The organism is Providencia sp. PROV201 (assembly GCF_028479545.1).
In the GTDB taxonomy this organism is placed as follows: domain Bacteria; phylum Pseudomonadota; class Gammaproteobacteria; order Enterobacterales; family Enterobacteriaceae; genus Providencia; species Providencia huaxiensis.
The window spans coordinates 324,093-343,895 of record NZ_JAMPNW010000001.1 but is presented as its reverse complement, the minus strand read 5'-3'; the positions used below and the strand labels follow the sequence as shown (position 1 = coordinate 343,895).

The following is a 19,803-nucleotide window of genomic DNA, read 5'->3' as shown; positions in this document are numbered from 1 at the left end:
TGATGAGAGATCAAGAAATTGCTGAAATTTTAAAGTGTGTTCGAACTATTGCTTTAGTGGGAGCGAGTGATAAGGCAAATAGGCCGAGTTATGAAGTTATGGAATATCTTTTGCATCAAGGCTATACCGTTATTCCAGTGAGCCCCAAATTGGCAGGGCAAACTTTATTAGGGCAGCTTGTATACGAAAAACTGAGTGATATACTAGAGCCTATTGACATGGTCGATGTGTTTCGTAATGCAGAAGCTGCAGTAGGAGTGGCCAGAGAAGCAGTGGAAATTAAAGCTAAAGTTTTGTGGTTACAAAAAGGGGTGATTAGTGAAGAAGCACAGCAAATCGCTTTGCAGGCTGGTTTGCAGTTTGTTATGGATAAATGCCCAAAACAAGAAATACCTGCTTTAGGTCTTGAAAAATAAAGTATTTCTAGCGTTAAAAAAGTAAAGCAGCTAGTGAGCTGCTTTACGGTTGCGTTCATAAATAACAATATAAATATTTGAAGGTTAGTTGCGAAGGCGAGGTGCTTGCAACTGAGACCTTATTGATTCCGCTAGTTCATCCATTGATGGTTGCTCTGGATGGTCTTCTACGGTTTCATAAGTAATTTGAGCTTCAGCCAAATAAGTATGAACAGCATCCCCATTGTCATCTTCCATAACAACATGATACCAAGGTAGATCGCGTAGTGTGCTGTTAGCGGCAATATCATCATCATGTGGTTGTTCGAGCGAATACTCAGCGTCTACATCGACAACAACGCCTAAGTAGCCGAGAAGTTTGTGTCTAACTTGTTGCCCGATTCCATATTTACTGGTGATCATCATAGCGACCTCCTAAAAGCCTTGCTTATACTTCAAACTATATGTGGGCAGTGCTACGCGTTTTCAAGCTAAGATATAGACAATTATCAATAACGCAATACACTGTCTTTATACGTAACGATCAAAAGCAGTGCCTCATTTAGCAGATTATCTGTTCAATGAATAAAAAACAACTGTTAAAAGAAGGTATCAATACATTATGCTCTGACAATGGAGGCTCACATGATTACATCAGGTCGATATTTTTATATTTATGGTCGTGTTCAAGGGGTTGGGTTTCGTTACCAGACCTATCATTGGGCTAATCAGAATGGCATAAAAGGCTTTGTGTGTAACCGGGATGACGGTAGTGTTAAGCTAGCTATTTATGGCTCAGAGCAAGATATTGAGTTTGTTGATGAGTGGCTGAAAGCTGGGGGCCCTCCAGGGGCAAAGGTAGACCATTTTTTTACCGAAAACTGGAAAACCGAGCCAATAGCGGACTTTAGTGTCCGCTATTAGCGGAAATTAAATGCATTTCACCGGTTTTGGCAGGCCTGCAAGTTTAGTCGCTTGTTTAGCAGGACCTTTAGGAAATAACCGGTATAAATAGCGGCTATTGCCTTTTTCTTCCCCAAACTGCTGGGAAACTGCTTTAACTAACATACGAATAGCAGGAGAGGTATTAAATTCCAAATAGAAATTCCTGACGAAACGGATAATTTCGAGGTGTTCATTGGTAATTTCAATATCTTCTTGCTGTGCGAGTAAAGGAATTAATTCTTCACTCCATTGTTGGCTGTCAAGCAGGTAACCTTGCGCATCTGTTTCTATTTCTTGATTATTAAAAACCAACATACTCTTTTTCAACTCAAATAAAATTAGAACGTAAATTTAGCAAAAATAGAGATGTAACCCAAGTAAAGTCGTTAGAATGTTGATATTTTCGCCTAACAGTATGAAAGACGTATATTTTTAAAGCGAATGATCACATTAGGGGTTTACATCCAATGAGAGGATGTTTATAGTGCACGTCATTGCGGAGGGGTGGCCGAGCGGCTGAAGGCAGCGGTCTTGAAAACCGCCGATGGGAAACCATCCGAGAGTTCGAATCTCTCCTCCTCCGCCATCTTCACTTCTAGCAACATCTTCTAAAGTCTTCCAATCCCAAGTAAATCAAGCATTCTAGCGAAATTACACACTACCGAACCTACTAACGTCTTTCTAAATCCTCTACAATTTGTTGTATAGTTTTTTGTATAGAAATTCCCTCTACAATTTTCCTGTAGATAAATCCTACACGCTGGCATTATCGCTGTTATCATCTTTTATATCGTTTTGATTGGTGCAATACTGGGGTATTAGGTTACTTTTACTTAAATATCGGATGATTCTCATATGTCTAATAATTAAAATGGTAATATCCACTTCGGCGGATTTTTTAAAATTATTACCGAACTGTTATTTTAATAAGCCATGAATATATTTTGATTGTTTTAAGGCTAATTATTACTTATCCAGCTACGGTGGCTTCATGGGTAATTGTTCTAATTCGCGTAGTTCTTTTTCTAGTGGCTTTCTTTGATTAAAATGTTGATGTGCATTAAAAGCAATTGCTTGTGTTATTAATATCTCATAAGGTGGATTATCCATCTGTAAAATGGTTATTTTGTACATTTATAACTATTAATGCTTCGTTTATAACATTTTATTAATTTAAATATGAATAAGACGGAATAGTTACAGTATTTTTTAGTATTCAATATAAGTAGAGAAAAATTCAAACGGAATGATAAACCAAAGGTTTGATGTGTATCAGAGGATACAAATAGTAACTTGTTGTAACTGTTTTATAAATATATTATTTAGTATCTTAACTCCATGGATTTATCAAGATGAATAAATTATTAATTCCTGCTTTTTGTATTGCTTCTTTATCTGGGTGTGCGGTAACTGAGTATAACTATGTCCCTGACTCACAAAAAATCAGTGAACCTAAAATAGGCCAGGTCAACCATATTACAGTAGGGCAACCCTTAGTAAGAGAAGGCAATATTAGTGAAATAGACGGAATTAAAGTATTAAACCCAATACAGATAGATTTGGCTTACAAAATTATCCCCGGTGTATTCAAAAAAGTGGGTTCAAGTGATAAAGGCGATTTTTATATGCCAGACCAAATCGTTGATTCTGGCTCGGTCACTGTTGAGGTTTTAGGGCAACCGTGGAATTCACTTTTAATTAAAAAAGGGTCTGGTCCTAATGAGATCTGTATCGTGACAGATGTTAATGTCGCTGTTTGTAGTGATAAAGCACAAATCGAACAGGTAAAACTAAATAATTCTGATGGTGATTCATTTGAACAAGCCTTAATTTTCAATGGGATAAATGACAAGGTTGTCGATGTTAGTTATCAGAGAATAGGTTCAAATATTGAGAATCAAGGATTTGGAGATAATATTCAGTATAACCTTAAGAATAGCGATATTATTTCTTATCGAAATGTAAAATTAAAAATTATCGATAGTTCAGAAAATTCATTAACCTATACGGTGATAAGTAATTTTTCTGACAATTAATGTGCATCACATTAATGAACTAGTTGAAAACAGCGTTAAACTAAATTTAGTCTCTAGTTAAGCGCTGTCGCAGCATCTTTTCTCACTTTATTCTTATTTTAACTTCAAAATATTTGGATCACATCGACAATTGAAGAATATTGTCTTTTCAGCATACCTCACATACTCTAAGTTAAATTGATTTAACGTAGAGGCGTTATTTATGATGAATATCCAATCCAATCACAATAGCTTTTTTATTTTATCTGATGACAAGCAAACGCGCCTTGCCGAAATAACTTTTGTTTATACTGGTGACGACTTAGTGATTATTGACCATACAGTGGTTGATGAAAGCTTAAAAGGACAGGGCATTGCAAAGCGATTAGTTGCTAAGGTTGTTGAGCGAATGAGAGAAGAAGGGCGAAAAATTATTCCATTATGCCCTTTTGCAAAAGCAATATTCGATAGAACGCCTGAATACAGTGATATCCGCCAATAATATTTGTTAATTACTGATGAGGTAAGCATGAGTATTCAACATAATGATAAAATACCTGATTTACAGTTGATTACAGCACGTTCGAAAGATGTTGGTGGGCTTCCTGTTGCACGAGTTTTACCGACAAGAGAGCGGAGACTAATAGGTGCTTGGTGTTTTCTTGACCATGCAGGGCCTACGGTTTTTAAAGGCGATTCAGAGGGGATGAAGGTATCACCTCACCCTCATACAGCTTTACAAACATTCACTTGGATGATTGAAGGTGATGTATTACACCGAGACAGTCTTGGCTATGAACAGGTTATTCGGCCAGGGCAGGTCAATTTAATGACAGCGGGTCATGGGATCAGCCATTCTGAAGATACCCATGGAGAGAGTCGCCAGTTACATGCAGTGCAATTGTGGATTGCTTTACCTGAAGCAGTTAAAGATATTGCCCCTCGTTTTGACCATTATCCTATATTGCCACGTTGGTCTGAAGGTGAAACATACTTCAATTTACTCGTTGGGGAATATGGAACTTATAAAGCACCAACATTAACATTTTCTTCGTTGATCGGGCTCGATATTGTTGCGAAGAAATCCGCTCGACAAATTTTAACGTTACGCTCTGAATTTGAATACGGTATTTTTGTGGTAAGTGGCAGTGCTGTTATTGAAGGGCAGCAAGTTAATAGTAATGAATTAGTTTATTTAGGCAAAAATATAACTGAAGTTTCTGTAGAACTCGCCACAGATAGCCATATTTTATTACTGGGTGGTGAGCCTTTAAATGAACCTGTGTTGATGTGGTGGAATTTTATTGGCCGAACTAAAGCTGATATTCATAACGCAGTTGAGGAATGGAACCAAGGAAGTTCTCGTTTTGGGAACGTTTTTAATGATAGGCGCGAGCCAACACTGGCTCCAGTTATGCCGTAATCAGTTTAAGTTACTCCTTTGTTTATTATATGAAATGAAGGAGTAAGTCATTCTAAATACGACTATAACGCTAAGCATATTGCCTATAAATGCGATTTTGTTTTGAATCTTAATTCAAATGGCAATAGTATTAAATTATTAAAAAATAATCTTACTGAAGTCGTATTTTATTAAAGTATAGGAGATGTTTAATGGCTATTTCTGCAAGAAACCAACTTTCAGGTGTTGTTGAGTCCATTGTTATGGGAGCGGTAAATGATGAAATTATACTCGATTTAGGCAATGGTGAAAGTATTGCGGCAGTGATTACTAAAAATAGTACCAAACAACTTGGTTTAGAAAAAGGTAAAGTGGCAACGGCAGTAATAAAAGCACCTTGGGTTGTGCTTGTGTCCAACGCTGAAGAATATAATTTCTCTGCTCGTAATCAATTTAATGGCGTGATTGAATCCATTGAAAAAGGGAGCGTTAATTCTGTGGTAAATTTAAAAACCAGTGCGGGAACTTTATTATCTGCAGTGGTAACAAATAATAGTACCGTAGAGTTGGGATTAAATGTTAAAAGTAAAGTAACTGCCATTATCAAAGCTTCCAGTGTTATTTTGGCAACTAAGAAGTAGTAAAAATTGTAGAAAGGCTGTTATAACAGCCTTTTGTAATTCACTTTCAGTCAGTTAACCTTTTCTAGGTTAATGATTTTAATTTTTTTACCTTTAAGCTCAATAAGCTTACCTTCAACTAGTTTTATTAATGTGCGGTTTAGTTGCCTGACAGACACACCAAGCATGGCGGCTATTGAATCGCGATTTTCCAATTTAAATTCAGATCCATACTGGTTTTCGGCAAAAACTAAATAACGTCTTAATTTATATTCAACAGAAAATGCAGAAGAAGAGTGTAGCTGCGATGCGTTAAAAAGCTTTTTGCTAAGATGTTGACATATAAATTGTAAAAAAATAGGGGAGCTAAGTTCTTTCTTTTGAATAATTTGTAGTGGAAATGCGAGTAATTCACAATCTGTGACTGCCTGTATCGTACTGTAAATACGGGTGTTTTTGGCATCATTGTTCTGAAATAATTCTAAGTCACCAATAACTGAAAACGCATTTTCAAATGAAAAAACAACATGCTCGCCATTTATTTCATAGCGTTCAACTTGTAGTTTTCCCTCTAAAAGAAAGTAGATAAATTTAATTGTGTCATTTTGCGACATTAAGTATTCAGATGAGCTGATTTTAATAAATTTTGCTGACTTTATTGTTTCTTCAGTCAGAATTTTATCAAGCTGATAGAGAGTAAAATATTCTTTGATTTTTTCAGAAGAGATAATTTTTTCATTATTTATTCTATCAATGTGTGTATTTACAGTGAGCAGTATGGCATAGATTCGCAAGTGTAAAAAAGGACGTATGTCCTTTTTTTATCTATTGATGAACTGTTAGTTTAGGTGATATTCAATAGAAGGAGATATACATGAAAGAACAATTATCGAATAGAGTTGGCTGTACTGATGATATGCATGAAAAGATAAATTTAATGCCTAAAGTCGAATTACATGTGCATTTAGACACTTGCTTAAGTTTTCACTATGTAAAGCAAGCTAACCCATCCATTTCATTTAACGAATTTGCTAGCACATTTATTGCGCCTGAAAAATGTGAAGATCTAGGTGATTTTTTAAAGTGTATAGAGCCACAACTTGATATTTTACAAACTAAAATGGCAATTTCTCTTGCTGTAAATGATTTATTTGAACAACTACAGAACGATAATGTTATTTATGTTGAGCTACGTTTTGCTCCGTTGTTACATCTTAGAAAAGGACTGAAAAGTGCAGAGGTAGTCGAAGTTGTTTTGGACGCCATGGAACAAGCCAAAGAAAAATACGCTATCGAAGCTAGGCTAATACTATGTACCTTACGCCATTTTACAGAACAACAAAGCTTGGAGACGGCCCAATTAGTTATTGATTATCAAGGCCGTAATGTTATTGCATTAGATTTAGCTGCAGATGAAGCTCGGTTTACACTGAGTAACCATCAAGCTGCGTTTGATTATGTTCGCTCATGTGGTGGCCATGTGATTGCTCATGCAGGGGAAGCTTTAGGGTATGAAAGTGTGCTTGAAACACTCGATAAACTAAAAGTATCCCGTATTGGACACGGCGTAAGAAGTATTGAAAGTGACGAAATAATTGAACGGTTAAAGCTTAATAAGATATTACTTGAAGTTTGTCCTAGCTGTAATATTACCTGTAATGTTTTTGACAGTATTCAAGTACACCCAGTTAACGAATTAAAGAAACGTGGTGTAAGGCTGAATATTAACACTGATGCGCGAACAGTTGCGAATACGACATTAAATCAAGAATACCAGTTATTACACAAGGTTTTTAACTGGACTATTGACGATTTTATTCAGTGTAATGTGCACGCGTTAGAGGCAAGTTTTCTTAATGATATTGTGCGAGAACAATTAACTAATAAAATCAAAAATTGGCTTTAAGCATCATTGAGGGGAGCGGTGGAATACCACTTTTCCCTTTTAACTCATTAAATCTCATAGTGTGATTGTACAAAGCCGGATGGGAAGGTAATGGTTTGGATATGTTTTAGGCGAATATCTTGTTGTATTGGGCCAAATAGTGAGCGCCCGTTGCCAAGTAATATAGGTAATCGTGTAATAATCAGTTTATTGATTAACCCGCTGTTTATAAATGATTGAACTACTTGCCCGCCATCAATATAAATATGTTGATGTCCTTCTTTTTCTAATAGAGCCATGGCTTCTTCGGGGAGGTGATTGAGGAAGCGAACTTTGCCAATTAAATGTTCAGGGATTGGCAGACTGGCTAATGATGAAGAAAGCACTATAACTGGCAACTCATATGGCCAAGGGGTCATATGAGAGAGTGTTTCATAAGTACCACGTCCCATAACGATAGCATCAATATGACTCATAAAATCATGATATCCGTGATCTTCATTTGTTGAGTCGAAGGATTGTAGCCAATCAATATCACCATTTTTTCGGGCGATATAACCGTCTAAGCTGGTTGCTATAAATACATGTCCTGAAATCATAATATGGTACCTATTCGAATTGTTTTACAGCTTATAATAATGAATGAAAGTGTAATAATACGGGTGATATAGTGCTTTATGTGCCCGCCAACCTTGGAGTTTTTATGTCACATCAAGACCGTAATTATGTTTTAGGTATTCCCAAGTTACCCGCTCGTGCAATGATTTTTCTTGTTCCTTTCTTTTTATCCCTTGTCATGAGTGGAATTGTTTCGCTGATTAGTACGATAAGAGCCTTGGGCTTCACCAGCGAAGTGTTTTTTCCTTGGTTGAGTTCGTGGATGCTCTCTTGGATGATTGCTTTCCCGACCGTATTTTTTGTCTTACCGATTGCAAGGCGAATTTCACTGATGTTAGTTAAAAATGCATAACAGTGAGTGTTAAAATTGCTAATATAAAGGTGAAATTTATGGGCACTATTTTGAATGGGATTTTATGTCGATAAAAATTATTGGTTTGTTCTTTATTACAGCATTGGCTGAAATTGCAGGTTGTTACTTTCCTTATCTTTGGATGAAAAAACAAGGTGGGGCTTGGTTATTAATTCCTGCAGCCTTAAGTTTAATGCTGTTTGTTTGGTTGCTGACATTACACCCAGAAGCGAGCGGACGAATTTATGCAACTTATGGCGGGATATATATTGTCACAGCATTAGTCTGGCTGAAAGTGGTTGATGGTGTCTCTCTTACTGTGACTGATTGGGTGGGTGCTCTGGTTGTACTTGTAGGGGCAGGGATCATTATTAGTGGTTGGAAGTAGATGATAATGTTATCTCATTATCTTAAAAATTTAATTATTTATTTTAAGGTAATGAGGGGACTAAGATGGCTACAGCATTATCTCTTTATGTTTATTTCATCAAATAAATGCTAAATCCACATTTAAATTTTAAATTAAATGTAAGGGTTATTGTTTTACGAAATTAAACTATTCTCTTTTATGAAATGTTAATTAAAACAGCATTTAACTAAAATATTTTAAAATGTAACATTTGATCTAAATCAATTTAACAATAAATACTCTATTGGTAGTAATTTTAATTGATGTTTAACTACTCAGTTAATATTAATTAAACTTTTATTTTCACTTTCATTGATTTTAGGCAATATCTAATCATATTAGGCTGCTATTCTCTCATCGATTTATACAAAAAATATAAAGAGGTAGCAATGAACGTTAGTCGCAGAAAGTTTTTTAAAATCTGCGCTGGCGGGATGGCAGGTACAACTGTAGCTGCGTTAGGTTTTATGCCTGGAATGGCAATAGCTAATGTACGTGAATATAAATTACTTCGCTCTAAAGAGACGCGTAATACTTGTACTTACTGTTCTGTCGGTTGTGGATTACTAATATATAGCATGGGCGATGGCGCCATGAATGCTAAATCCGCGATATTCCATGTCGAGGGTGATTCAGACCACCCGGTAAACCGTGGTGCTTTATGTCCTAAAGGGGCTGGCCTACTCGACTATATCCAAAGCGAAAATCGTTTACGTTATCCAGAATATAGAGCGCCAGGCTCTGATAAATGGGAACGCATTAGTTGGAATGATGCCTTCACACGCATTGCACGCTTAATGAAAGATGATCGCGATGCGAATTTCATTGAAAAAAATGCGGAAGGAACAACTGTAAACCGTTGGTTATCAACAGGGATGCTTTGTGCATCAGCTGCTAGTAATGAAACGGGAATGTTGACGCAAAAATTCGCCAGATCGCTAGGAATGCTAGCGGTTGATAACCAAGCGCGTGTCTGACACGGACCAACGGTAGCAAGTCTTGCTCCAACATTTGGTCGCGGTGCGATGACCAACCACTGGGTTGATATCAAAAATGCCGATGTTGTCGTCGTTATGGGCGGTAATGCTGCGGAAGCACACCCTGTTGGGTTCCGCTGGGCAATTGAAGCGAAAAATAACAATGATGCCACACTGATTGTCATAGACCCGCGTTTTACGCGTACTGCATCAGTTGCTGACCATTATGTCCCTATCCGTTCAGGAACCGATATTACCTTTTTATCGGGCGTTTTGCTGTACCTGATTGAAAACCAAAAAATCAATGCTGAGTATGTTCAGAACTATACCAATGCATCGTTGATTGTTAGAGACGATTTTGACTTTAACGATGGTTTATTTAGTGGTTATGACGCTGATAAGCGTAGTTACGATAAAACCAGCTGGAACTATAAGTTTGATGAAAATGGTCACGCATTGCGCGATGACACATTACAAGATCCACGTTGCGTGTGGAATTTACTTCACAAACACGTATCACGCTATACGCCTGATATCGTTGAGCAAATTTGTGGAACGCCAAAAGCCGATTTCTTGAAAGTCTGTGAAATTTTAGCCACAACAAGTGCGGCAGATAAAGCTGGGACTTTTCTGTATGCATTAGGCTGGACACAACATACTGTTGGCGCACAAAACATTCGCACCATGGCTATGATCCAGTTACTGCTAGGTAACATGGGGGTTGCGGGTGGCGGTGTGAACGCATTGCGCGGGCACTCGAACATTCAAGGCTTGACAGATTTAGGGTTACTATCAACCAGTTTACCGGGTTACTTGACGCTGCCTTCTGAAAAGCATCAAGACATTGATAGCTACCTGACTGCGAATACACCAAAAGCGACATTACCAAATCAGGTGAATTTCTGGAGTAACTATCCTAAATTCTTCGTGAGTTTGATGAAGTCTTTCTATGGTGATTCAGCTCAAGCAGAAAACCAATGGGGTTATGACTGGTTACCTAAATGGGACCAAGCTTATGATGTCATGAAGTATTTTGACATGATGAGCAAAAACCAAGTGACTGGCTATATCTGTCAAGGGTTTAACCCAGTGGCTTCATTCCCTGATAAGAACAAAGTGGTTAGTTGCCTCGGTAAATTGAAATACCTGATTGTTGTAGACCCATTAGTCACTGAAACGGCTAATTTCTGGCAAAATCACGGTGAGATGAATGACGTTGATACGGCTTCGATTCAAACCGAAGTGTTCCGTTTACCATCGACCTGTTTTGCGGAAGAAGATGGCTCGATAGCAAACTCAGGCCGTTGGTTACAATGGCACTGGCAAGCCGCAGATGCCCCAGGCGAAGCGCGTAATGATGGCCAAATCTTGACCGGAATTCTGTATAAGATCCGTGAATTGTATGAGAAAGAAGGTGGCCAAGGCCAAGATCCTCTGATGCAAATGAAATGGAATTATAAACAACAATTCCATCCTGAATCAGAAGAAGTGGCAAAAGAAAACAACGGTGTTGCACTGGTTGATCTTTATGATGCTGACGGCAATTTACAAGCGAAAAAAGGTGAATTACTCAGCTCATTTGCTTTATTGCGAGCCGATGGTTCAACAGCCTCTTCTTGCTGGATTTACACCGGTAGCTGGACTGAGAAAGGCAACCAGATGGCAAATCGTGATAACAGCGACCCATCCGGTATCGGTAACACATTGGGCTGGGCATGGGCATGGCCTTTGAACCGCCGTGTGATTTATAACCGTGCGTCTTGTGATACCCAAGGTAAACCGTGGAATAAAGACCGCGTGCTTATCGAGTGGAATGGTAAAAAATGGGTCGGTAATGATATTCCTGACTTTAATGCTTCTGCACCTGAAGTAGGAACAGGGCCATTCATCATGCAACCAGAAGGTTTAGGTCGTTTATTTGCTATCGATAAGATGGCAGAAGGGCCATTCCCTGAGCATTATGAGCCATTTGAAACACCACTTGGCACTAACCCGTTGCACCCGAATGTGGTTTCTAACCCAGCGGCGCGAATTTTTGATGAAGACAAGAAACGTCTTGGCGACCACAAAGATTTCCCTTATGTAGGAACCACATACCGCTTAACAGAGCATTTCCACACATGGACCAAGCATGCTCGCTTGAACGCGATTGCTCAGCCAGAGCAATTTGTTGAAATCAGCGAAACACTAGCGAAAGCCAAAGGAATTGCGTTAGGCGATAAGGTCAAAGTCAGTAGTAAGCGTGGGTTTATCAAAGCAGTTGCGGTTGTCACTCCTCGATTACAAACGCTGATGGTGGATGGGAAACCAATTGAAACTGTTGGATTACCGATTCACTGGGGCTTTGAAGGCGCGACTCAAAAAGGGTTTATCACCAATACGTTAACGCCGTCTGTCGGCGATGCTAACTCTCAGACACCTGAGTATAAGGCATTCTTAGTTAACATTGAGAAGGCGTAAGGGAGGGAACATGTCCATGCAATCTCAAGACATTATTAAACGTTCCGCGACCAATAGCATTACGCCTCCGCCACAAGCGCGTGATGATAAGCTTGAAGTCTGTAAGCTCATCGATGTGTCATCCTGTATCGGCTGTAAAGCTTGTCAGGTGGCATGTTCTGAGTGGAATGATATCCGTGACGAAGTTGGCCACTGCGTTGGGGTTTATGATAACCCTACGGATTTAAGTGCAAAATCGTGGACGGTGATGCGTTTTAGCGAAACCACTGAAATGGGCAAGCTAGAATGGCTGATCCGTAAAGATGGCTGTATGCACTGTACCGATCCTGGATGTTTGAAATCTTGCCCATCAGCAGGAGCAATCATTCAGTACGCAAATGGTATTGTGGATTTCCAATCAGAGCACTGTATTGGTTGTGGCTATTGTATCGCAGGTTGCCCATTCAACATTCCTCGATTAAACCCGAAAGATAATCGAGTGTACAAGTGTACCTTGTGTGTTGATAGGGTGAGTGTTGGCCAAGAGCCTGCATGTGTGAAAACTTGTCCAACAGGCGCTATTCGTTTCGGTACGAAAAAAGAGATGTTGGAATACGGTGCAGAGCGCGTAACGAAATTGCAAAATCGGGGTTATGCGCAAGCGGGAATTTATGATCCTGAAGGCGTTGGTGGTACACATGTTGTTTATGTACTTCACCATGCTGACAAACCTGAACTGTATCATGGCCTGCCTAAAGACCCACAAATTGATACGCCAATCAATCTGTGGCAGGGCATCTTGAAACCACTTTCTGTCGTTGGATTTATCGCGACCTTTGCAGGGTTGATTTTCCACTATGTGGGAATTGGTCCGAACAAAGAAGTGAGTGATGAAGAGGAGAAAGATGACCATGAGTAAGAAAAGCAAAATGATTGTGCGGACTAAGTTTATTGACCGCGCGTGTCACTGGACGGTTGTCATCAGTTTCTTCTTGGTTGCTTTGTCGGGGATCGCGTTATTTTTCCCAACACTGAAATGGTTGACGGAAACCTTTGGTACACCACAAATGGGACGGATTTTACACCCATTCTTCGGTGTACTCATTTTCGTCGTGCTGATGTTTATGTTTGTTCGCTTTGTAAAACACAATATTCCAGATAAGAAAGACTTACCTTGGATTAAAAATATTGTTGAAGTACTCAAAGGTAACGAACATGAAGTGGCTGATGTCGGTAAATATAACGCCGGTCAAAAAATGATGTTCTGGAGTATCATGAGCCTGATTTTTGTGCTCTTGGTCACCGGTATTATTATTTGGCGCCCTTATTTCGCACATTTATTCCCAATGTGGATGGTGCGTTGGGGGCTGTTGATCCACGCTGTTGCTGCGATTGTCTTGATCCATGCCATTTTAATTCATATGTACATGGCATTTTGGGTTAAAGGTTCAATCAACGGAATGATCGAAGGGAAAGTTAGCCGCCGTTGGGCGAGAAAACATCACCCTCGTTGGTACCGCGATGTTGAAGCGAAAGAAGCCAAAGCCGAAGCTGAAAGTAAAAAATAATTTATTTTTAGGTTAGCGAAACCGCTGTTGTGTGACTAAGCATGGCAGCGGTTTTTTATTGGATGTAAATAAGCATGAATTGTGAGCAATTTCATTATGGCAAACTAACGGTTGTCAGCCGCTAATCGATATAGCACATGTTCTTGCAACCAATGGCCATCAAGGAGTGCAGGGTGATAAAAGTTATTTGGATGTTTTATCATTCCAAGTCTTTTCATAACAGATTCTGATGGAGAATTGACCACCGCGGTGAACGCAACAAGCTCTTCTAGTTTTAGTTGTTCAAATGCAAATTTGATCGCGGCGTGAGCCCCTTCAGTCGCATAGCCTTGGTGCCAATAGTTGGGATGCAAGCGCCAACTTAATTCAACACAAGGGGAAAAAGGTAAATTAGCGGCGGGAATATTTAAACCGATAAACCCAATGAATTGTTTATTGGATTTTAATTCTACAGCCCATAATCCCCATCCCCCTTGTTGAGCGAATTTATCTATGATGGTTTCCATAAATTGTGCATTTTGCTGTTCATTTAGCACAGAAGGAAAGTAGTGCATGACATCGGGATGGCTATTCATTTGGTAAAGTGGGTGCTTATCTTCTTCTTGCCACCCACGTAGCCGTAAACGTTCAGTTTCTAATTCAATGATTTTCATGATTATTCTTTATTAAGGTGCATATGGAGAATAGGGAATGGATTACCTTCGCCATCTAGTTCAGAACGTGCATATTGTGTAAAACCCATGTGCTGATAGAAGCCGATGGCTTGAGGATTTTGCTCATTAACGTCCAGTTCAGTAATGCCTAACGTGTCAATGGCATATTGAAGGAGTTTTTTCCCAGTACCTTGGCCTCTACTTTCTTGAGAAATAAACAACATTTCAAGGCGGTGTTTATCGCAGCCTAGAAAACCGGTCATATTGCCTGTGTCATCAAATGCCACAAAAACAGCTAAATGCGGTAAATAAAGCTGTTTGATAGCAACTTTTAGCTCCGCAATTTTTTCTTCAGTTAAAAAATGGTGGGTAGCTCTAACTGAAGACTCCCAAACACGAATAATATCATCATCGTGTGCACGTGTAGCACTTTGGACTATCATTATATTATCTCCATGTATTAACTGGAAATCTTAGCTTTTGGTTTTTTTATGTCAATCGCTTATTTTAAATTTACGTTAAGGTTGTTTTTGAGATATTTATCGCAGAAAAAAAAGCTAACTACTTCATTATTAGACTAGCTACGGCGTAATTTTTTCGCCAATTATTTAATATAGCGATAAAAGTACTTTTCTTTGTTAATTTAATCGTAGGGGTATCTTAATGAAATATAAATTATTAACTCTCTGTTTATCTACGGCACTATTAACACCAATTGCACCTGTATTAGCCAATACAGGCACCGAATCAGATATGATTTTGGACCAAGTTTTAGTCCTTAGCCGCCATAATTTACGTACACCTATCGTAAATACCGGTATTCTTACTGAAGTGACTGATAAAAAATGGCCTGCTTGGGATGCGCAAAGTGGTTATCTCACAACGAAAGGCGGCGCACTTGAAGTCTATATGGGGCATTATTTTAGGGAATGGATCGACCAAAATAAATTACTTGCAGATGAACTGTGCCCAACGAGTAATGAGGATGTGTATCTTTATACGAATAGTCTACAAAGAACGATAGCAACCGCCCAATTTTTTGCGGCAGGTGCATTTCCTGGGTGCAAGGTGAGTATTCATCATCAGCCTGAAATTGGCAAAATGGATCCTGTTTTTAACCCTATTATTACGAATGGCTCCCCTGAATTTAAGCAAAAGGCACTTGCGGAGATGGAGCAATATTTTAACGGGTTATCGCTTACAGCGGGTTATGAAGAATTGGATACAGTTCTGAATATTAAAGACTCCCAAAAATGTAAAACAGATAAACTGTGTAATTTAAACAGCCAAAAAAATAGTTTTATTATTGAAGCAGAAAAAGAACCGGGCGTCAGTGGCCCATTAAAAATTGCGAATTCAGCTGTAGACGCTATTGATCTGCAATATTATGAAGGTTTTCCGGCTAATGATGTGGCTTGGGGGCTTGTGGATACCCCTGAAAAATGGAAAAAACTGAATACGTTAAAAAATGCTTACCAAGAAACGTTGTTTACGCCAAAAATTATTGCTAAGAATGTGGCTCATCCAATACTGAATTATATTGATAAAGGCTTTGTTTCTGTCGATAAAGGAGAAACTGCAAAATTTATATTCTTAGTCGGGCATGATTCGAATATTGCTTCGTTGATGTCAGCTATGGATTTTAAACCATATCAATTACCAGAGCAGTATGAGCACACCCCAATTGGGGGGAAATTAGTGTTTCAACGTTGGACGGACAAACAAGCTAATAAAGATTTTATGAAAGTAGAATATGTTTATCAAACCTCAGATCAGCTTAGGGATAATACATATTTGTCATTACAAACACCTCCTAAGCATGTCACATTAGAGTTAAAAGGGTGCCCAATAGATAAAAGCGGTTATTGTTCTTGGGAAGATTTCCAAAAAGTCATGGCGACAGCCTTAGAGCAGTAATAACGGAGTGTTGATGCCCGACTAACTTGAGTGGGGCATCATTTTTTGGGAAGATAGTTAAATTATATATTCGGTTTATTAATATGTTATGTGGATAAAACGCTCACTATGTCTATTCAGTTTTTTCAACTAAACCAAATTGGTACTGCAGATCTTATCGCATTAAATACTCACCCTGCAGTGCTTGAACATATGCCGTTAGGCAGTCATCTTTTTGATGAGCAAGCCTGCCGTGAGTGGGTTGCAGGAAAAGAGCAGCATTGGGATCAACATGGCTATGGCGTATGGGCCATTATGATTGATGGTCAGTTTGCAGGCTGGGGAGGGTTACAAAATGAAGCGGGTGACGCGGATTTAGCTTTAGTTTTGCATCCCAAGTTTTGGGGAAAGGGAAAATACATTGTTAATAATATAATTCATAAAGCTTTTACATCACTGAAGGTTGAGTCCGTTACAATTCACTTACCGCTAACGCGTAAGAAAATATCAGCGATTTTGCGTTATGGTTTTACTGAAGAGGCTATTGTTGATTTTGACGGTATTCCTTTTAAGCGTTTTAGATTAAGCCACTGAACAGTTTTATCGCATAAAAAAACCCTGCTAAAAAGCAGGGCGTGAAAATCACGAAAATGTTTATGAGCCTTTAATTTACTCTAAATTAGCGAGAAAATAGCCTTGTAAAGTGTATGTCTTTGCTGTTTTTTGTAACAATCATTAAGACTAAACCTTTTATTTGTAAAATACGTTGGTTTAGCTGTAAATGTAACTTTAGCCTTTATTATCTAACAACTAATACGCTAGTTTTCGCATAGCGAACTACTGAGGCTGCATTCGAACCGAGCAAATAGGTTGACATACTTGGGCGGCGTGAACCGAGTAAAATAATATCAGCGTTAATATCTTCTGCTGTCGCGAGAATTTCGTCTTTAACAGAGCCGACGGTTGCTTTTGCCTGTATCTTATCTGCTGGGATATCAAATAATTTAATTTTTTCTTTTAGCTCGGTCAGAATAATTTCAGCTTGCTTTTCGTCATCAGGAAAGTCTCCTGGCAAGATTGTGCCACCGTAGCGTAAATAATTTGAAATTGGTGCGGTTACGGCAAGAAAGTGTACTGTTGCATCGTTCAATTTTTGTAGCGAATTAACATGAGGCACTAATAAATTAGTGAGGGCATCTTCGGTTACATCGATAGGAACTAAAATTGTCTTGTACATAATATCTCCCTTTTTCTTTTATATTATAAGTTTAGAACAATATCATACATTGTGAATTCGATTATTAATAGTAATGGATTTATTGGGCAAAGGGTGTGAGCAAGTAGCGGTAATAAGATTTTTCATCAAAAAAAGAGAGAAGCCTGATGTCATTACAATGAATGATATCAGGCAAAATGCAGGGAATATTAGGATAGGTTTATTTTTTTACGCAAGCTTCTTTTAAGCCAGCTTTGCAGGCTTGAGCTAAATATTCGGCCGCGGATTTTTCATTTATTTCAACGCCTTCACCACTTTCTAGCATCTTACCGACTTGGTATTGTGCTGGTGGGAACTTTTTATCGGCAGATTTTTTGAACCATTCAAAAGCAATAATATAATTTTGTTTTACACCAATACCTTGATAGTAAAACTGCCCCATGTAGTTTTGGGCTTCAACGTTGCCTTTATTCGCTGACTTTTCGAATAGATCCATAGCCGTTTCAAGGTTGGCTTCAACACCATTACCATTTAAATACATATCACCTAAAAACAACTGAGCATCGGAGTTGCCTTTATTCGATGCCATTGTTAGCCATTTCTTTGCTTTACCATAGTCCTGTTTAAGCTCATTCCCAAGGTAATAGCCAATTCCTAACATGACTTGTGCTTTTATATCCCCTTTTTGTGCCTCTTGCTCGATGCGTTTAATGGCTTCTTTGGGAACTGCGGCGACACTCAGGTTAATTGAAAAGGCACATAAAATAATAAATGAGAGAATTCTAAGCATGATTTGATATCTTATATTAGCGTTGTTTTTTTCTGTTTTTAATACAATGTCTCAATGAGATTTATTGTCAACAAAGTAAAGCATATTATATAAAAAAAACTACATCAAAATACGTAATATAAAACAAGCGATACGTTGTGTGTTTTTACGCATTTTTAGGGTAATTAGTAACTTCCCATACTCTACGATTTTAATTGAAAAATATCAATATATAATAAAAAAGACAATATATTTGAGTATGAAGTTTAATGTCTTTTAGTAATGTTATGTATCTGTTGTTACAAGATATTAATAAAAAAATGATTTGAAATCATATGCGGAGGTTAAAGATAAGAGAATAAAATATTAATTGATAAGTTTTATTTTAGAAGATTATTTTTAAAAGACATTTAATACGAATAAATTATCGATATAAAACACATTAAAGGTGAGGAAAGTAAATAAAATAAGGAGTAGTGCATATGTATTAGAAAGGTGTGAATTGAAATTTACAGAGTCCACACCTTAACAATATGATAAGAACCTGCCCGTTGATGGCTTAAAAAAGCTTATAACTCAAATAATGGAGTAGGTTTACCGTTGTCATCAATGGCGACAAAATTAAATTGGCCATGTATCACTTCTTCACGACCATCAGAATACATATCCTCTAAAAAAATCGATACATTAACCGTTAAACTGGTTCTTCCGACTCGAATGACTTTACCGACCAATTCAACAATAGTGCCTGAAGGGATTGGGTGGGTGAAATTAATTTTCTCAGTTGATACGGTAACGAGGCGCTTACGGCTAAAACGCGTTGCGGTAATAAAAGAAACTTCATCCATCCAAGCGAGAGCAGTACCGCCAAATAGGGTGCTATGGTGGTTCGTTGTTGTTGGAAATACGACTTTAGAGACGCGAGAAATGGATTGTTCTATTTTTTGTGCGATAACATCGTCAGCGATGGAACTCATGGTCTACCTTACAATTGTTACTTAGTATGCTCGTAATTGTTAAAAGCAATAATGTTAAAGGCTAAGTGTAATACTCATTTCAAATTAATTCAGCAATAAATGTGAAGTGAATCGTTCCGGCAGGGGAAGTTTTTGAGAATATCAGCTGTAGCTAAAATCAGAAGGGTAATATTAAAGGCTCTGAGTTCAAATTATGAGCCTTTAAATTATAAGTGAGGCATGAAATTAATTATCTAAATACTCTGCGCTCATACGAACAGCTTTTGCATTGTTGCCACTTTTAACGCAAGAAACTAAAAATGCTTTAGACTCAGCCCAAATCGTGGCAGAAAAATCTTCGCCATCAACATCTTTTTCAACAGTAATAGGGTATTTTTCAACACCATCAAGCCACTCGATTAAGCCTGACTTACAGGTTGGAAAATCGTTTTTTGCAATTGATCCATCTAAAACAGGCACTGCAATTTGTGGTTTATTGTTTTTAGCAATCATATCCTCTAATTGCTCTACGGTATAACTTTTCTCAGCGAAAGCAGTGGTACTTAATAGTGAAATCGCTATTGTTAATAGTAATTTATTCATAATCACTCCATTTGATTTAAGTTTCGAATACTATGTAATAAAGACACAATAGGCAATAAAAAAACCCTTCAAATGGAAGGGTTTT

Annotated in this window: 25 protein-coding genes and 1 tRNA gene; 15 read left to right on the top strand and 11 right to left on the bottom strand. The window is 38.1% G+C overall.

What is annotated here, in order from left to right; all coding sequences use genetic code 11:
* Nucleotides 1–2: 2 nt before the first annotated feature.
* Complete coding sequence (locus PR809_RS01635; protein ID WP_272524428.1) at nucleotides 3–416, top strand: CoA-binding protein; 414 nt, start codon at nucleotides 3–5, stop codon at nucleotides 414–416.
* Between the two features lie 84 nt (nucleotides 417–500).
* On the opposite strand, the gene hspQ is transcribed toward PR809_RS01635, so the two are convergent.
* Complete coding sequence (hspQ, locus tag PR809_RS01630) at nucleotides 501–821, bottom strand: heat shock protein HspQ (protein WP_004256095.1); 321 nt, start codon at nucleotides 819–821, stop codon at nucleotides 501–503.
* A gap of 219 nt (nucleotides 822–1,040) precedes the next feature.
* On the opposite strand from hspQ, the gene PR809_RS01625 reads away from it, so the two are divergent.
* Entirely contained in the window at nucleotides 1,041–1,319 is a 279-nt protein-coding gene (locus tag PR809_RS01625) for an acylphosphatase (protein WP_195698474.1), read from the top strand.
* 6 nt (nucleotides 1,320–1,325) lie between these two features.
* Here PR809_RS01625 and PR809_RS01620 read toward each other — a convergent pair whose 3' ends face one another.
* Complete coding sequence (locus tag PR809_RS01620) at nucleotides 1,326–1,655, bottom strand: TusE/DsrC/DsvC family sulfur relay protein (RefSeq protein ID WP_004256090.1); 330 nt, start codon at nucleotides 1,653–1,655, stop codon at nucleotides 1,326–1,328.
* A 183-nt stretch (nucleotides 1,656–1,838) separates the two neighbouring features.
* On the opposite strand from PR809_RS01620, the gene PR809_RS01615 reads away from it, so the two are divergent.
* Nucleotides 1,839–1,926, top strand: a tRNA-Ser gene (locus tag PR809_RS01615).
* A 392-nt stretch (nucleotides 1,927–2,318) separates the two neighbouring features.
* On the opposite strand, the gene PR809_RS01610 is transcribed toward PR809_RS01615, so the two are convergent.
* Nucleotides 2,319–2,474, bottom strand: coding sequence for a hypothetical protein (locus PR809_RS01610; protein ID WP_272524427.1), 156 nt, complete (start codon nucleotides 2,472–2,474; stop codon nucleotides 2,319–2,321).
* Between the two features lie 218 nt (nucleotides 2,475–2,692).
* Between PR809_RS01610 and PR809_RS01605 the strand changes: the two genes are divergently transcribed.
* From PR809_RS01605 to PR809_RS01590, 4 genes are all read left to right on the top strand, one after another.
* Nucleotides 2,693–3,376 (top strand): hypothetical protein, encoded by a 684-nt coding sequence (locus tag PR809_RS01605; RefSeq protein ID WP_206277069.1) that lies wholly within the window; start codon nucleotides 2,693–2,695, stop codon nucleotides 3,374–3,376.
* A 205-nt stretch (nucleotides 3,377–3,581) separates the two neighbouring features.
* A complete protein-coding gene (locus PR809_RS01600; RefSeq protein WP_166185345.1) occupies nucleotides 3,582–3,857 on the top strand; it encodes a GNAT family N-acetyltransferase in 276 nt (91 codons plus the stop codon).
* Between the two features lie 27 nt (nucleotides 3,858–3,884).
* The gene (locus PR809_RS01595; protein WP_206277070.1) at nucleotides 3,885–4,778 is read left to right on the top strand and encodes a pirin family protein; all 894 of its coding nucleotides are present in this window, start codon (nucleotides 3,885–3,887) and stop codon (nucleotides 4,776–4,778) included.
* Between the two features lie 191 nt (nucleotides 4,779–4,969).
* Nucleotides 4,970–5,398, top strand: coding sequence for a TOBE domain-containing protein (locus PR809_RS01590; RefSeq protein ID WP_181489864.1), 429 nt, complete (start codon nucleotides 4,970–4,972; stop codon nucleotides 5,396–5,398).
* Nucleotides 5,399–5,448: 50 nt separating this feature from the next.
* On the opposite strand, the gene PR809_RS01585 is transcribed toward PR809_RS01590, so the two are convergent.
* Nucleotides 5,449–6,171 (bottom strand): Crp/Fnr family transcriptional regulator, encoded by a 723-nt coding sequence (locus tag PR809_RS01585; RefSeq protein WP_206277071.1) that lies wholly within the window; start codon nucleotides 6,169–6,171, stop codon nucleotides 5,449–5,451.
* An 80-nt stretch (nucleotides 6,172–6,251) separates the two neighbouring features.
* Between PR809_RS01585 and add the strand changes: the two genes are divergently transcribed.
* Nucleotides 6,252–7,283, top strand: coding sequence for an adenosine deaminase (add, locus tag PR809_RS01580; RefSeq protein WP_241098811.1), 1,032 nt, complete (start codon nucleotides 6,252–6,254; stop codon nucleotides 7,281–7,283).
* Nucleotides 7,284–7,330: 47 nt separating this feature from the next.
* On the opposite strand, the gene PR809_RS01575 is transcribed toward add, so the two are convergent.
* Nucleotides 7,331–7,861 carry a dihydrofolate reductase family protein gene (locus PR809_RS01575; protein WP_166266831.1) on the bottom strand — a complete coding sequence of 177 codons (531 nt, stop codon included), beginning with the start codon at nucleotides 7,859–7,861 and terminating at the stop codon, nucleotides 7,331–7,333.
* A 104-nt stretch (nucleotides 7,862–7,965) separates the two neighbouring features.
* On the opposite strand from PR809_RS01575, the gene PR809_RS01570 reads away from it, so the two are divergent.
* From PR809_RS01570 to fdnI, 5 genes are all read left to right on the top strand, one after another.
* Nucleotides 7,966–8,232, top strand: coding sequence for a DUF2798 domain-containing protein (locus PR809_RS01570; RefSeq protein ID WP_166184867.1), 267 nt, complete (start codon nucleotides 7,966–7,968; stop codon nucleotides 8,230–8,232).
* Between the two features lie 64 nt (nucleotides 8,233–8,296).
* Nucleotides 8,297–8,620 carry a YnfA family protein gene (locus PR809_RS01565; RefSeq protein ID WP_195698478.1) on the top strand — a complete coding sequence of 108 codons (324 nt, stop codon included), beginning with the start codon at nucleotides 8,297–8,299 and terminating at the stop codon, nucleotides 8,618–8,620.
* Between the two features lie 410 nt (nucleotides 8,621–9,030).
* Nucleotides 9,031–12,078, top strand: coding sequence for a formate dehydrogenase-N subunit alpha (fdnG, locus tag PR809_RS01560; protein WP_206277014.1), 3,048 nt, complete (start codon nucleotides 9,031–9,033; stop codon nucleotides 12,076–12,078).
* Between the two features lie 10 nt (nucleotides 12,079–12,088).
* Nucleotides 12,089–12,976 (top strand): formate dehydrogenase subunit beta, encoded by an 888-nt coding sequence (gene fdxH / locus PR809_RS01555; protein ID WP_004909723.1) that lies wholly within the window; start codon nucleotides 12,089–12,091, stop codon nucleotides 12,974–12,976.
* Nucleotides 12,969–13,625 carry a formate dehydrogenase-N subunit gamma gene (fdnI, locus tag PR809_RS01550; RefSeq protein WP_125890756.1) on the top strand — a complete coding sequence of 219 codons (657 nt, stop codon included), beginning with the start codon at nucleotides 12,969–12,971 and terminating at the stop codon, nucleotides 13,623–13,625. The genes fdxH and fdnI overlap by 8 nt, the downstream gene beginning before the upstream one ends.
* Before the next feature lie 104 nt (nucleotides 13,626–13,729).
* On the opposite strand, the gene PR809_RS01545 is transcribed toward fdnI, so the two are convergent.
* Nucleotides 13,730–14,278: a GNAT family N-acetyltransferase gene (locus PR809_RS01545; protein WP_206277013.1), complete on the bottom strand. Its 549-nt coding sequence runs from the start codon at nucleotides 14,276–14,278 to the stop codon at nucleotides 13,730–13,732.
* Between the two features lie 2 nt (nucleotides 14,279–14,280).
* Nucleotides 14,281–14,721 (bottom strand): GNAT family N-acetyltransferase, encoded by a 441-nt coding sequence (locus PR809_RS01540; RefSeq protein WP_166266835.1) that lies wholly within the window; start codon nucleotides 14,719–14,721, stop codon nucleotides 14,281–14,283.
* 220 nt (nucleotides 14,722–14,941) lie between these two features.
* On the opposite strand from PR809_RS01540, the gene agp reads away from it, so the two are divergent.
* Both agp and PR809_RS01530 read left to right on the top strand, forming a co-directional pair.
* Nucleotides 14,942–16,195, top strand: coding sequence for a bifunctional glucose-1-phosphatase/inositol phosphatase (gene agp, locus PR809_RS01535; protein WP_102139539.1), 1,254 nt, complete (start codon nucleotides 14,942–14,944; stop codon nucleotides 16,193–16,195).
* A gap of 108 nt (nucleotides 16,196–16,303) precedes the next feature.
* Nucleotides 16,304–16,768, top strand: coding sequence for a GNAT family N-acetyltransferase (locus tag PR809_RS01530; protein WP_206277012.1), 465 nt, complete (start codon nucleotides 16,304–16,306; stop codon nucleotides 16,766–16,768).
* A 205-nt stretch (nucleotides 16,769–16,973) separates the two neighbouring features.
* On the opposite strand, the gene PR809_RS01525 is transcribed toward PR809_RS01530, so the two are convergent.
* The 4 genes from PR809_RS01525 to PR809_RS01510 all read right to left on the bottom strand — a co-directional run bounded on the left by PR809_RS01525 (nucleotide 16,974) and on the right by PR809_RS01510 (nucleotide 19,718).
* Entirely contained in the window at nucleotides 16,974–17,411 is a 438-nt protein-coding gene (locus tag PR809_RS01525; protein WP_102139541.1) for a universal stress protein, read from the bottom strand.
* Between the two features lie 199 nt (nucleotides 17,412–17,610).
* Nucleotides 17,611–18,180, bottom strand: a complete 570-nt coding sequence (locus PR809_RS01520) for a tetratricopeptide repeat protein (protein WP_125890762.1) — start codon at nucleotides 18,178–18,180, stop codon at nucleotides 17,611–17,613.
* A gap of 548 nt (nucleotides 18,181–18,728) precedes the next feature.
* Nucleotides 18,729–19,136: an acyl-CoA thioesterase gene (locus PR809_RS01515; protein ID WP_102139543.1), complete on the bottom strand. Its 408-nt coding sequence runs from the start codon at nucleotides 19,134–19,136 to the stop codon at nucleotides 18,729–18,731.
* Between the two features lie 225 nt (nucleotides 19,137–19,361).
* Complete coding sequence (locus PR809_RS01510) at nucleotides 19,362–19,718, bottom strand: hypothetical protein (RefSeq protein ID WP_206276191.1); 357 nt, start codon at nucleotides 19,716–19,718, stop codon at nucleotides 19,362–19,364.
* Between the last annotated feature and the right edge of the window lie 85 nt (nucleotides 19,719–19,803).